Origin of the sequence: Gemmatimonas sp., assembly GCF_027531815.1 — a bacterium.
In the GTDB taxonomy this organism is placed as follows: Bacteria; Gemmatimonadota; Gemmatimonadetes; order Gemmatimonadales; family Gemmatimonadaceae; genus Gemmatimonas.
Window position 1 is genome coordinate 199349 of sequence record NZ_JAPZSK010000002.1, and the last position, 13896, is coordinate 213244.

General features: G+C 69.9%; 10 protein-coding genes. 3 read left to right on the forward strand and 7 right to left on the reverse strand.

The genetic code is table 11. From position 1 onward, the window contains the following. Positions 1-5: 5 nt before the first annotated feature. Positions 6-1367: a hypothetical protein gene (locus O9271_RS02075; RefSeq protein ID WP_298265721.1), complete on the reverse strand. Its 1362-nt coding sequence runs from the start codon at positions 1365-1367 to the stop codon at positions 6-8. 98 nt (positions 1368-1465) lie between these two features. On the opposite strand from O9271_RS02075, the gene O9271_RS02080 reads away from it, so the two are divergent. The 3 genes from O9271_RS02080 to O9271_RS02090 all read left to right on the forward strand — a co-directional run bounded on the left by O9271_RS02080 (position 1466) and on the right by O9271_RS02090 (position 4262). Then, complete coding sequence (locus tag O9271_RS02080; RefSeq protein WP_298265723.1) at positions 1466-2851, forward strand: FAD-linked oxidase C-terminal domain-containing protein; 1386 nt, start codon at positions 1466-1468, stop codon at positions 2849-2851. 217 nt (positions 2852-3068) lie between these two features. Continuing rightward, positions 3069-3566: a thermonuclease family protein gene (locus O9271_RS02085; RefSeq protein WP_298265725.1), complete on the forward strand. Its 498-nt coding sequence runs from the start codon at positions 3069-3071 to the stop codon at positions 3564-3566. Positions 3567-3986: 420 nt separating this feature from the next. After that, positions 3987-4262: a hypothetical protein gene (locus tag O9271_RS02090; protein WP_298265727.1), complete on the forward strand. Its 276-nt coding sequence runs from the start codon at positions 3987-3989 to the stop codon at positions 4260-4262. A 694-nt stretch (positions 4263-4956) separates the two neighbouring features. Here the strand turns inward: O9271_RS02090 and O9271_RS02095 are convergent. The 6 genes from O9271_RS02095 to O9271_RS02120 form a co-directional block, all read right to left on the reverse strand. Then, on the reverse strand, positions 4957-6621 hold the full coding sequence (locus O9271_RS02095) for a hypothetical protein (protein ID WP_298265729.1): 1665 nt from the start codon (positions 6619-6621) through the stop codon (positions 4957-4959). Positions 6622-6957: 336 nt separating this feature from the next. Next, positions 6958-9108, reverse strand: a complete 2151-nt coding sequence (locus O9271_RS02100) for a DUF5916 domain-containing protein (RefSeq protein WP_298266282.1) — start codon at positions 9106-9108, stop codon at positions 6958-6960. Next, complete coding sequence (locus tag O9271_RS02105) at positions 9108-9566, reverse strand: DoxX family protein (protein ID WP_298265731.1); 459 nt, start codon at positions 9564-9566, stop codon at positions 9108-9110. The genes O9271_RS02100 and O9271_RS02105 overlap by 1 nt, the downstream gene beginning before the upstream one ends. Before the next feature lie 145 nt (positions 9567-9711). Beyond that, on the reverse strand, positions 9712-10470 hold the full coding sequence (locus tag O9271_RS02110; protein WP_298265734.1) for a LytTR family DNA-binding domain-containing protein: 759 nt from the start codon (positions 10468-10470) through the stop codon (positions 9712-9714). Next, positions 10467-11561 carry a histidine kinase gene (locus O9271_RS02115; RefSeq protein ID WP_298265736.1) on the reverse strand — a complete coding sequence of 365 codons (1095 nt, stop codon included), beginning with the start codon at positions 11559-11561 and terminating at the stop codon, positions 10467-10469. Before O9271_RS02115 ends, O9271_RS02110 begins: the two co-directional genes overlap by 4 nt. A gap of 184 nt (positions 11562-11745) precedes the next feature. Beyond that, positions 11746-13293 (reverse strand): TonB-dependent receptor, encoded by a 1548-nt coding sequence (locus tag O9271_RS02120; RefSeq protein ID WP_298265738.1) that lies wholly within the window; start codon positions 13291-13293, stop codon positions 11746-11748. Positions 13294-13896: the final 603 nt, after the last annotated feature.

Genomic DNA, 13896 nt, shown 5'->3' on the forward strand with positions numbered 1-13896 from the left:
TCGCGCTACGCCCCCACGAGGTTCTTGCGCGGGTCGATGATGCGCAGCACGCCGTCGATGCCGGGCTGATTGAACCCCTTGAACCCCTCGTTGCGCTCGAGGTTCTCGAGGTGCGAGCCAATGGCCCCGTTCAGTCGGAAGTCCTCCGCCTGTTCGGCGGTCACCAGCCCCGCCCGCTCCAATGCGTCCACCCGGGCGGGATCCACGGCCCACCACTCACCTTCGGTGAGCGCCTGATACAGGTGCGGGAAGTCGGAGAATGGCGGCATAAACGACACCCCGGCCTGCTCCAGCCGCGTCTGCATGCGCACGTGGTCGTACATGCACTCGAGATGGTTGATGCCCGCCTCGAACACCGACTCGCCATGCAGGGCACACCAGAGCCCTGCGCGACGCAGGAACGGCAATGGCGCGAGGTGGAGATGCGCGAAGTCGATATCGAGCTCCTCCGGGGCGAGGTCGATGTCGGCGAAAATCACGCTGCCGAGCGCCGGCTGCTCGAGAATCTGTGACCCCCACCCGGCCGCGTGCCCGGCGTAGAAGAGTTCGCGGCACTCGAACCCCAGCGTCTCCAGCACCCCGACGCACCGGTGGAACCACTCGCGCGTGCTGTCGTAGGTGTGATGATCCTGGTTGGCCCAGCCAATGCCATGCGCATCCTGCCGCGCCTTCTGCACGCGCCCGGCGCGGCACCGCGTCTCCCAGTACTCGCGCTCGGCGCGCAGCCACAGCCAGCACGCCCACGACGCGCCGAGCCCGCCCACCGCGGCGCCCACCAGCGCGTCCGTGTGATCGTACCCGCGCCCCAGGTCATCGAACGCCCGACGACGCGCCCGGAAGGCCTGCAGCGCCAGCCGTGACTCGCGCAGCGTCACCGCCGACACCGCCTCCGGGGCAAAGCCGGTCGATCCGCGCCGTTCAATGGCCCAACACTCCACACCGTCGGCAGACCACGCCAGTACACGGCGAAACGGGGCGTGCAACGCGCCGTCCACCGGCACTGCCAGCCCCTGCGCCGTCAGGAACTCGTGCACGTACTCGACCTTGAAGCCAAGCCCCGCGCGCTCGGCGCCCGTGAGCACCGCAGGAAAGAGCCCGGTCGGATTGCGCAGGACCTCGGGATGCGCGCCCTCGGCCACCCATCCGGCCGCGCGGAACGCCGCGGCTTCGGCGTGATCGACGACCGCGACGAAGTCGAGGATGTCGAGGAGGCGAACGCCGATGTCGTCGAGCAAGCGCGCCGCGAAGGCCGCACAACCGGGCACCCGGGCCAGCCGGTCGTCGAGGGCGCGCCGGACGACCGCGGCGGCGTCGGGCTGTACGGTCCACGTCCGGTCGGCGTGGGCGGGGCGGGCAGGGGCGGGCATGCGGGGGTCCGGTCAGGGGCGGTTGGCGTCCGCTCGCGCGGCGGAGTTATCATAACAGCTGTGATGATAACCAGCCATCCCCACTGGCCCATCGGTCCATGAGTGTCTCCCCCGCGCCGGTCGAGGCCGCGATCGCCGACCTGCGTCGCCAGCTCGGTGACCGCCTGTCCACCAGCGAGTCCGTACGCGATCTCCACAGCCACGACGAGTCGTGGCACGCGCCCCACCGACCGGACGCGGTGGTCTTTCCGGAGTCCACCGAGGAGGTGGCCACGGTCGTGCGGGTGTGCGCCGCGCATGGCGTTCCCGTGGTCGCGTACGGCACCGGAACGGCGCTCGAAGGTGGCGTGATTCCGGAGCGCGGTGGCGTGGTCGTCAGTCTGCAACGCCTCGACCGGGTGTTGCGGGTGAGCGCCGAGGATCTCGATGCGACGGTGCAGGCCGGCGTCACGCACGAAACGCTGAACGCGCAGCTGCGTGATCTTGGCCTGTTCTTTCCGATCGATCCGGGTGCCGACTGCTCGTTGGGCGGCATGGCGGCCACACGCGCGTCCGGTACGAACGCCGTGCGCTATGGCACGATGCGCGAGAACGTGCTCGGGCTCACGGTCGTGCTGGCCGACGGCCGCCTCGTGCGCACCGCCCGTCGCGCCCGAAAATCCTCCGCCGGCTACGATCTCACGCGCCTGTTCGTGGGCAGCGAGGGGACACTCGGCATCATCACCGAGGTCACCGTGCGCCTCTGCGGGGTGCCGGAGACGGTCGCCGCGGCGGTGTGCTCCTTCGACTCGTTGGCGGGGGCCGTCAACACGGTCATCCGCACCATCCAGCTTGGTGTCCCCATCGCGCGCGTCGAACTGCTCGATGACGTGCAGATGGACGCCGTCAACCGGTACTCGGGGCTCACGCACCCGGTGCAGGACACGCTCTTTCTCGAGTTTCACGGGTCGGCATCGTCGGTGCGGGAAGACGCCGAGGTGGTGCAGCAGATCGCCGCGGAACTGGGCGGCGGCGCGTTCGCCTGGGCCGCCGGCCACGAGGAGCGCCGGGCGCTCTGGGCGGCGCGTCATGACGCGGCCTACGCCACCAAGGCGCTGCGCCCCGGGTGTGGCCTGTGGGCGACTGATGTGTGTGTGCCGATCTCGCGGCTGGCGGAGTGCATTCTCGAGACCAAGCAGGATTTGCGCGAAAGCTTTCTCGTGGCGCCGCTCATCGGCCACGTGGGCGACGGCAACTTCCACCTCGGCTTGCTCGTGCGGCGCGATGATCCGCGGGAAGTGGCCGAGGCGGAGCGGTTGCACGACCGGCTCGTGCAGCGCGCGCTGGCGATGGACGGCACCTGCACCGGCGAGCACGGCGTCGGCACGGGGAAGGCGCGCTACCTCGCGGCCGAGCATGGGGACGCCCTTGATGTGATGCGCGCCATCAAGCAGGCGCTCGACCCGCTCGGCATCATGAACCCGGGGAAGGTGCTGCCCCCGTAGTCGGGCGCCACCCGTCTTGGGTCGGCACCCGTGCCAGCCGTTGTCGGGGCTGGCGACGGACCGCCGTTCGCGGACTGCCCTCCGCGCCGTCGCATGCGGCGCGGGCGGCACGCGTCTCCCTCGCGTGTCACCCTCGAGTGTCGGAACCCGGCCATATGCTTCGGGGGCAATGGTCATTGGTGCTCCCCGACGCGGCGAAATGCCCGAGGTCCCATTCATGGTGATGCGCACGCTGCTTGGCGTATTGGTGCTGCTGCTGGTGTGTGGTGTGAATCCCGTGGCCCCTTTTGAGGAGTGGCAGAGCTGCCGCATCATCCGCATCGTCGACGGCGACACCGTGGACTGCGACGCGCAGCGCATTCGGCTGCTGCTCATCGACACCCCCGAGCGCGATCTGCCCCCCTTCGGCGCCCAGACCGCGGCCGCCCTGGAGCAGCTCATCCCCGTGGGGAGCGTGGGGCGGATCGAATTCGACGTGCGCCGCTCCGACCGGTACAATCGCACGCTGGCCTACCTGCACACCAAGCGCGGCGTGTTCGTGAACGAAGCGCTCACGCGCGCCGGGTATGCCGTGCCGGCGGTCTACCCACCCAACGTGCGTCATGTGGAGCGCATCCGCGCGGCCCCCGAGCAGGCCACGGAGGTGCGCGCCGGGTTGTGGACCGTTGACGGTTTTGCCCGCCTGCCTGGGGAGGCGCGGGCGGGTCGCTGTTGAGCCCCGTTGCATGCGGGCGCCCGGACTTGAACCGGGACGGATTACCCCACAGCTCCCCGGGCTAGAACGCTGGGAAGTGCAGGGGGCTAATCAGAGGGGCGCGAGACGGCAGAAGGGGGCAGGTCAGGGCGGTAGGACAGTCGGTACAACAGTCGGTACAACAGTCGGCACAACAGTCGGTACAACAGTCGGTACAACAGCACTCGGCGCTCCGCAGTCGGCTCGGTCATCCGCTCCCCGCCGACACCTTCCTTGTCGTGCCACTCCACCTGAAGTACGTTGATGACCGTGCCCGCGCACGTCCGTCCGGCGCTGGTCGATCGGCAGATGGAGCAGGCCAAGCTGCGACATCTGGCTGATTCCCCCAGAAGGCGAGCCGTCTTTCGGCTCTAGGCAGATCTCGCGAAGGACGAGCCGCTGGTGGTGGTGCTGGACGAGCTCGAGTTCCTCATGGCGATGGAAGACGACCGCGTATCGTACCTCGTGGCCGTGTGGGACCGTGTGTCGCGCGGGCGTTCACGGAAGCTGGTGTTGCGCGGGTCCGAAGTGGACACGAAGGGAATCCGCGCGCTCGCGACGTACCGCGCCCTCCTGGCGGCAGTTGCCGGCGGCAAGGCACAGCTCGAGGAACGTGCGCATAGCACAGGCCCCGGCGATCGGGGCAGTGCGGCGCGTGGTATCGCCAAACTTGAGTGACCCAGGCGCATCGCCCGCGAACGCTACTGCGATACGCATGAGTGGGCGGCGTGGCCACATCGCGTTGCCGACCGTGGCCGGTGCGTCGCGAAAGATGATCCAGATGGTACTGCAGGGGACGCACGCGGTACTGTTCGCGATGCCCCGGCCGGCGCCGTCGAGTTGCTCAGGTCGCAGGGGCAGTCCCGCGCCCTCGCTGAACAGCGCAGCCTGTAGTGGGAGCACATGAGAACAGGAGGTCGATCTTCAGACCCCTAGCCCGGATTTCTCACCACGCTGTTGCATAACGGCCGCTCCGCATGGCATAAGGTGTTTGTCGAGAGCAACCTGTGCGCACACGAGGAGACGGCCGTTGTGTCTGCAGCGTGTATCCCCAGGGCGCTGGGGTTTCACGCCGCGGCCGAGCGGCCATCGAAAGTGTCCCGGACGCCGACGCGACGTCCGCTCGGCGGGCTGCCACGACGTCGGCCGGCCGCTTTGCGTCGTTCGAGCGTGCCATCGTTGGTCGAGTTTGAGCACGGTCTACGGTCCACGAAAGTCCGGTAACTCGACCGAACTCCTGGATGCCCCACGTTACGGAAGCGCCGGAGGCCGCCTGCATGGCATGGCGCACGCCTGCGTCGCCCCACCCCGGCGGAGATGCCAATCCCGGAACGTTCGGCCACGATCGCGAGCGATGCTCCCGCGACCACGATCAGGGCGAGCGCGGCGTCACCGGTCCCCCCGGCCGGAATCGCGGCCCCGGCAGCCAGCTGTCGGAGCGCGCCCACGCGGCCTCGAACTCCCGTTGCACGCGCGCCGCGTCCGGGACCTTGCCTTGCGTCGCGAGCGCCTGCTGCAGCCCGCGCAGCGCCCAGCCGTTGCGCGGACGCCGGGCGAGATCGGCGTGCAGGACACGCTCGGCGTCGGGCGCACGTCCTGCGTCGAGCAGCACGCCCGCCAGAACGTGGCGCGGCGGCAGCAGCCACCGGTCGTGCTCCTCATACTCCAGGGAGTCCTCGCTGGCGACCGCCGCCTCGAGTGCTGCCACGGCGCTGTCCACTTGCCCCCGCGCCGCCAGGAGTTCACCCGCCAGCACGCCCCGCGCGATAGCGATCGTGTGCCGATCCTGCGCCGCGAACCGGATCGCCCATGGATCACGCCCGCTGATCACCGGTGGCGGCGCGCGTCGTGCAGCCTCCAGCGTTGCCTCGATCAGCTCAAGCTGACGGCGCGCCGGTCCCGCCTCGGCCGCGTCGAGCAGCGCCAGACCGTAGGCGGCTGCTGACATGGCCGTAGTGACGGGCGTGTCCGTGCGGGGGCGCATCGCGCGGATCTCCGTCCACCGGCCGAAGCGGGCGAGCGCGACCATCACCATCGCCTCCTCCGACGGCGCGGCCCGCGCCAGCCTCTGCAAGGCATCGATGGCGACGGCACGCTGCCCGTCCATGACGGCACCGCCGGTCAGCATCGCCACGTTGTGGAACGGATACACGCCCGGGACCCCGCCCGCCCGACCGTGCTGGTCGGCGATGATCGCGCGCTGGTTCGCCCGCACCGCATCCCCCCAGCGGCCGATCCGGTGATAGACGTGCGACGGCATGTGCAGCATGTGGCTGGCACCCGGCATCATGTCGGCGAGTTGATCGGCGCACGCCTCCGACTTGGCCGGTTCGGGGCCGGCCTCGGTCGCGTGGATGTACAGGTGACAGGCGCCCGGGTGCCGCAGGTTCCGCGCCAGCACCGTCTCGAGCGGCGCCAGCGTCGCGGCCGCGCGCGGGAGCGGGCGTCGGTCGCGGGTGTACAAGTCGTCCCATCCGGCGAGGATCAGCCGCGCCTCGCCAAGCAGGGTCTGCACCTCGTCGTCGTTGGGGAACCGGGCGGCGACCGCCGCCATCGCCAGCGCATAGGCCGTGTCGAGCGCACGTCGGCGCGCGGGATCCGGCACGGGCGCATACCGGGTCGCCATCGCGTCAATGAGGGCGCGATCGGCAGGGCGCGCCGATGCGGCGAGCTCCTGTGCCCGTCGGATCGCCACGTGCGCCGCGGCCAGGCGTGTGCTGTCGGAGGCGGGGTCATTCAGGTACGGGCCACTGGCCCACGCCACCCCCCACCAGCACATCGCACAGGTCGAGTCGGCGGCGATCCCCATCGTGAAGCTCTGGACCGCCTCGCCGTGCCCGAAGGCCCACGTCAACCGCAACCCCTGGTCGAACCACCGCTGCGCCGCAGCCGTGACGTTCCCCAACGGGCGGCTGTGGGCGCCCAGGTTGTCGAACAGGGCGATGGACGGCGCCGCCGGCGGCGGGGTGACGGCAGCCCGTGTGGTGGTCTGCGGGGCGGCGTGCTCGTGCGCCTGCGACCGAAGGTCCGCAGGCATGACGGAGAGCGAGGAGACGAGGAGCAGGAGCCGAAGGGTGCGCACGGGAGGGAACGGTTGAGGATGCGAAAGGCGGCCATGGGTGGCGCAATGGCGAAGGTGCCACGACGCGCCGCTGAACGGACACGGCTCCGCGCTTGGTGGTCGAAGGTGTCGACAGGCGGCGCGCTCGGCCGACGAACGGATTGCTGGCGTGCGTCTCTTCCTTCGGGTCACTGCGCTGCCGCCTCCAAGGCCCCACCGCGGGAGGCGGGTGCCCCGGGCGGCGGGTGGTCAGCTGTCTTCCGAGCCTCCGGGGTGTTCCCGGAGGACGCGAGGGTCCCGCAGTGCCCGGCCTCAGCGCCGCAGAAGGTACGCGAACTTGACCGAGATCTGATCGCCCCCGACTGGACGGCGCACGGCAGGCAGTCCCTGCACGGCGCGCTCCCCGTTCCAGATGACGTACAGGAAGCTCAGGGGCGCGAGCTCCCACGCGAAGCGCAGATTCATGCTGCCCCGACGCGCGGCGGTGTTGAATTGGTAGAACGTGGCCAGCTGCACGCGTGGATTGAGCGCCAGGCGCAGTTCAGGCACGAGGAGGTGGGTGGTCACCGCCGCAGCGAGGCTGTCGAATCCGCTGAGGCGGTTGGCCGAATAGCGCGCCGCGATCGCTATGCGGGGATCCGGCGTCCAGTTGAAGCGCCCGTCGAGACTCGCCAAACGCCCGTTGAAGTAGCCCCCGAGGCCACCGTCAACGCCCCACGAGACCTCGGCGGCCGGATTGCTCGCCAGGCCGGCCGTCACGCGGGGAAAGACGGTCGAGCCCGCCGAGGTGGTGGCCCCGGGCACCAGCTGGAACGGCTCGTCGAGCTGCTGCCAGTTGACCTCAAGCCCGATGTCGGCCGACGCCGCCGTCTGCGACCGGAACGACAACGGACTGACCCGCACGCGGGCCTCGAGGAAGTCGAAACGCGAGGCCGTGCGGATGACGGACACATCGAGATTGGGCTGGTAGCTGCGAACGCCCCGCGGGAGCCAGCGCGGCCGGAGGTCGAGGATCCCGCCGCCCGACATTTCGACGTAGTTCTGCCTGGCGATGAATCCCGCCTCCGGCGCAAAGCCGTCGTCGACGAACTCCACCGACATACCGCCCATCAGGGAGGAGGTGCTCTGCTGAAGGGAGACATGCCCGGCCAGCCCGTCCCCACCAACGGTCGAGCGGCGCGTGGCCGCCAGCGAGCCGTCGAGCGCCAGTGTTGGCGTCAGTTGGCTGAACCCGTCCAGCGCCATGGTCCCGTGCCACTGTGCCGCGTCGCCGACCCGCCGATCGTGACGACCAACGAGCATCGCGCCCACGCGGGAGCGCTCGCCGAGGTTGCGCGTACTTCGCGCGACGCCGATCTCCGAGCTGGCCAACGCCTCCGACGCGCCCTGTCGCACGACGAGCACCCCCGAGCTGCTCGTCGCCGTGCGCCGGATGACGCGACCCCCGAATTCGAGCGGGACGGGGACCCCATCGCTCCCCAACCCGACACGCCGAGAGAAGAACGGCTGCAGTCGGCCATCGACCCCGGTGGAGAAAAGGGCCCGGTTCTCGAGGAAGAACGGCCGACGTTCGGGAAAGAAGGGGGAGAATCGGGACAGGTTCACGACCTGACGGTCGACCTCGGCCTGCGCGAAGTCCGTGTTGACCGTGACATCGACGACCGTGCTCGCCGACGGCTGCCATTTGACCTCTCCGCCGATCGCCTGGGTCGTCCGGTTGCCTCCGGAGGCCCGCAGCCGGCCACTTTGGGCCAGCAGATAGGGTTGCAGCTGTACGGGCGAAGCCGCACGCGGCGGCTCCAGGCCATCGACGATGCCGGCGTAGTCCGTGCGCATGGTAGGAATGGCGCGCGGGACCGGCGACCACGAGCTGACCTCGTCGCGCCGACGCAGACCACGATAGAAGTTCACGCGCCACGACCGTGGTCCGTCGGGGTAGCGCAGGGCGCTCCAGGGGATGGCCAGTTCGGCCGTCCACCCGCTGTCGGTAACCACGGTCCGGGCCCGCCAGGGAGCGTCCCAGTCCTCGTCGAGCCCCTGTCCGTTGAGAAACAGCGCGTCGCGCTGGTTGCCGGCCGCTGTCACCTGGAAGAGGAAACCGGTGCGCTGATCGTCGAACGGGTCGAAGACCACGGCCACGACGTCGTTCTCGTCGAAGCGGAAGTCCCGCCGGAGGTTCCGCACGCTGGGTGCCGGCGCGCCGGCACTGTCGCGGGCGACGAACGCCACGTAGATGTGCCGGGCGTCGAACGTGATGCGGGCGTCGGTGCCGACCGTGGCCGCGGCGCCCTGGTCCGGATCGACCTGGCGCCATCCGCCGGCCACCGGCGCCGACTGCCATGCCGCCTCATCGAGCTTCCCATCCACCACCAGCGGCGTCGGGGTGCGCACCGCGGTCGTGCGAGGCGGTGCCGCCGGCGGCGGAAACACGGGGACGCTCTGGAGCAGCAGCAGGGGCCACATCACCGGCGATCAATCCCCGCATCCAACCCCAGGCGACCGCCTCCGGTGATGGTCAGAACGAGAAACCCGATCAGGTACAGGAAAGCCAGTTCGCCGCTCTCCTCGCCGGTCAGCGCCGCGCCGTGCACGAAGAAAAAGGCCACGGCCATCGTCGCGGTGGCTGCGGCGGCGGCCCATCGGGTGGCAATCCCGGCCATCACCAGCACCGGCGCGACCCCCTCGGTGAGTACCGCCAGCACCAGGGTGGGCAATTCACCCAGCTGCAGGGGATCCGCGAAACGCACCGGGCCGGGCTCGAAGAGCTGGAGCGCCTTGGACCATCCGTGCAGCAGGAGGAGTGATCCCGCCAGCAGGACGCGGAGCACGAGCAACCCCCAATCGATGCGCTGTGCCAACCGCACCGTGGGGGGGGCGGCCGCGGTGGCCGCCAGAACGTCGGAACCAGATGGAGAATTCATGGGAGTGAGGGTTGAGGTCCACCGTCGCGACGCCATGCGCGACGGATGAACCCAACCTCTCGGGGGGCGGCACCACGCCGTGAGAGCAGCCCGGCGACCGGTCGCCAACTCCGGCAAACGGTCGACAGCGCCGATCAGGGGTGTGTTACCCGAGTTGCGCCCGCACCCGCGTGGCGAACCGGCGGCTCATGACCAGCGGCGTGCTCTCCTGCCGCAGGTACACGTGAAAGCTGCCGTGACTCCACTCCTCGACCCGCTGAACCTCGTGGAGATTGACGAGTGCACCACGATGAATCTGCAGGAAATGCTGGTTCGGCAGGCGCGCCACCCACTCGCGCAGCGGCTTGCGCACGCGCCGGCGCCGACCATCGACCGTCAGGACAACGGCCTGATCCCCGTCCGCGAACACCGCACGGATCTGCGCCACCGCCAGGAACCCCATGTGATCGTCCAGCCGCAGGAATAACCGTCCCGTCCATGCGAGTGGCTCAACAGCGCTCTCCGGCTCCACGTCGCCGCGCGCCGCCGGCGCCGCCGTCCCCGACGGCCCCGGGCGCCGGCCAAGGCGCTCCAGGGCCGCCGCGAGGCGCGCCGGGGAGACCGGCTTGAGCAGGTAGTCCAGCGCATGGACCTCGAACGCCTGCACGGCAAAGCGGTCATAGGCCGTGACGAAGACCACCGCGATGTCCTCCGGCAGCCGTGGCAGGAGGTCGAACCCGCTCTCCCCCTTCAGCATGATGTCGAGGAACACGAGCGTGGCGCCCGTCAGGCGCACCTGCTCGGCGGCGGCGGCCACGGTCGACGCCTCACCCACAATCTCGACCCCGTCGTGCGCCCCCAGCAGCGTCCGCAGTTCCGCGCGCGCCAACCGTTCATCGTCCACGAGGATGGCCTGCCATGTCATGACCCGGACTCCGGAAGGTCGATCGGCAGGACGAGGCGCGCCACGACGGCATCCTGCTCCGTCGTCAACACCAACGATGCCCGATCGGCATGGAGATGCGCGAGGCGCTCGCGTACGTTCTGCAGACCGAGGCCCATCCCGGAGGGAGTGGCCGATGGCAGCGTCCCGCTATTCGTCACCTCGATGACGAGTTCCTGCCCGCGACGGTGGGCCCGCAGCGTCAGGCGCAGCGGCAGGGACGATACGGTGAAGCCGTGCGTAATGGCGTTCTCGACGAGGGGCATCAGCAGGAAGGCTGGCACACGGGCTGACAGCACCTCCGGCGCCACGTCGAAGGTCACCTGCAGCGCCTCCTCGTGGCGGACCTGCTCGATGTCCAGATAGGCGCGCACGGTGTCCACCTCCGCACCCAGCGGCACGACATCCACCGGCCGATGGATCAGCGTGTGTCGCAGAAAGGCCGACAGCTGCGTAATCATCTCTCTCGCGCGCGCCGCGTCCTCCGTCGCCAGAGCACGCACCGAGTTGAGCGCGTTGAACAGGAAGTGCGGGTTGACCTGGTACGCCAGCATCTGATACCGGGCCTCGCTGGCCAGGCGCTCGGCGCGCAGGCGTGCCTGCTCCTGCTCGGCCGCTCGCTGCAGTTCCGTCACGGCCAGAAACAGCATGCTCCACGTCAGCATCGGCCACATGTGATCGAGCAGGCACCCGACGAGGCAATCGGTGGAGAACACTTCGCGGCCAGGGTCACGCCACGGATGACTGGCGATGCGGTACAGCGGGAACCACAGACTTCCCGCGACCGCAGCCGCCAGCACGGTCAGCACACCCACGCGCCTCGCGTGGGTCCGCGCGCTGGGAAGACGCTGCAGCCGCAACGCAAGTCCACTGCTGATAACGAAACCCAGCGCGATCCGGACCGCCCGAAAGGGGATCGTCGAGAGCATGGTCGGATCCCCGACCTCCCACGCCGCAAAGTCCGAGAGGAACGATCCCGTGGCATAGAGCAGCCACCCGATCACCTGGGCCTTCCAGAACCACGCATGATGCCATGGCTCAGGGATCCGTCGGAAAGCGCGTGCCGTTTGCATCCCGCAACGATGACACTTGCGGTCGCTCGCTGACAATCCGAAACGACGAGCGGCGGGCGGTGACGCTGAGCGGCGCGTATCGGCGATGAGCGGTCCGCGGGACGGCTCAGGCACGCCCTGGGTACCGCTGCGCAGCTCGCTGCGCCGTGACGCCGGTCGTCTGGACGCCGCGCCCCCGCGCGCCTCAGAACTTGAGGTTGAGGCCCAGCACCGGCAGCAACCCGGCCTGCTCGGCCATGGCCAGGCGATTCGTTTTCGGATTCCAGTCCACACCGGCCACGTTCCGGCGATTCGTGACGTTCTGCAGGTCGAGGTAGACCGCCAGCGGGCGGCCGCCGACGGTGAAGCGGCGTTCGCCGCGCACGTCGAACCGGTGGTAGCTGGCGGCCCGGTCGGTGTAGAGCCGCTCGGCGTCGAGGACCAGCCGGCGCTGGGCGGTCGACAGGTCGGTACGGACCGGCGTCGTGGGCCGCCCCGAGGCGACGGAACCGCGCATCGACAGGTCCCACCGTGTGCCAAACCGGCGACCGGCGATCACGGTGGCGGAGAACGGGGCATCGTACGCCCCACGGCGCCAGAGCCCGTCGCCGGCCACATGGCGCACCCGGGTGTGGCTGAGCGCCACCTGCCAGTACAGCCCCTCGAACAGCTGCCGCTGCGCAAACAGCTCGATCCCGCGTACCCGACCTCGCCCCAGGCTCCGCATCGGCACGAGGGCACTCACCACATCGTAGCTGTCGCCGGCGTTGGCCAGCGTGAGTTGCGGGATCCCGGTGGCCACCGGATAGGCCGCATACCGCTTCTCGTACCCCTCCAGGGTGATCTTCAGCGCCGGGGCCGGCGTCCAGCTGACTCCCACAATCGCATGATCGGCGCGCATCGGGGATAGCGAGCGGTTGCCGTCGATGGCGGCGAGATACACGAGCGGCACCTGCTGGTGATAGCGCCCCACCGCCGCCGTCAGGTCGAGGACCGGCGACAGGCGAATGGCCGCCGCCAATCGGGGGGATACCCGAATCGCCTCGGCGAGGTCGAACCGGTCGGCGCGCACCCCCGCCGTGAGCTGGGCCGGTCCGGCATCGCGACTGATCTGCAGGTGCACCCCCTCAATGCCTGACGGCATCGTGGAGTCGATCCGGAACGGCTGCACCCGGCCACTGGGCACCAGCGGCAGGTAGCTGCCGAATGGCGCCTCCATGCGGGTCCGCGTTCCGAGCCTCCGGACGACCGCGCCGGCCGTCAGTTCCCCGAGCGCGCCCAGTTGCGCCGTCAGGTCGTACCGCACCGTCAGCTCGGCTTCACGCGATCGATTGAACCACACCCGCGCGCCGTTCAGGCGGGCTTCGGTCACATCCTCGCCGTAGCCGAGGCTCGCCCGACTGACGGTGAACCGGCCGGCCCCCTGGACACCAATGGGATGCTGCCAGCCCAGCCCCACCATGTGACGATCGCCGCGGACGCGCTCGGTGCCGGTCGGATCGATGTTGCCGACATCGTCGGGCAGGCTGACGAAGTCGATGGCGTCCCGTCCGCCAAGGGCCGAGAGCCACAGCCGATGGCCCGACCCGGATTCCCAGGCCGCGCGCAGCTGGCCGTTCGTGGTACGCGGAATGGCCGTGAGCCCGAATGGCCCTGCGAGGAGGCCGAAGTAGCCTTCGCGAGCCGACGCGATCACGGAGGCGCGACGCCCCAACGGCCCCTCGACAATGGCGCCCACGCCGGCCAGGCTCATGTCGGCCTGTGTGCGCCAGCAGTTCGTTGTGGATCATGCCGATGCCGCCACCCGACGTCCCCTGGGCGCCGAAGTGATTGATGTTCGGGACCTCGAAGCCATCGAGCAGAAAGAGATTCTCGCTCGGTGCGCCCCCCCGGACGATGATGTCGTTCCGCTGGTCATTGCCGGCGGCGACCCCGGGCAGGGCCTGCACCAGGCGACTCACGTCGGCCAGCGCCCCCGGGGCGCGGCGCACCAGGTCGGACGTCAGTGTCGTGACCGACACCGGCGCGTCGTTCGGGGGCGCGAGGGCGGCCGCATCGCGCGCCACCCGGACCGCCGTCAGCATGGCTTCGAGCCGGGCCAGTTCGAAGCGCAACACGGTCGGATATCCGGCGCTGACCGCCACGTCGGGCGCGACCCCAGGGCGGAAGCCCACTCGACTCGCCTGCACCCGGTAGCTCCCGGCCGGCACCCCGCCGATGGCGAAGGCCCCCTCGCCATCGGTCCGCGTGGCCAGTCCGGCACCGATCAGCGTAACCGTCACATCGACCACCGGACGCTGGGACAGGCGATCGACGATCCGTCCGCGGATCATCCGGTGGTGTCCGCCGGGGACAC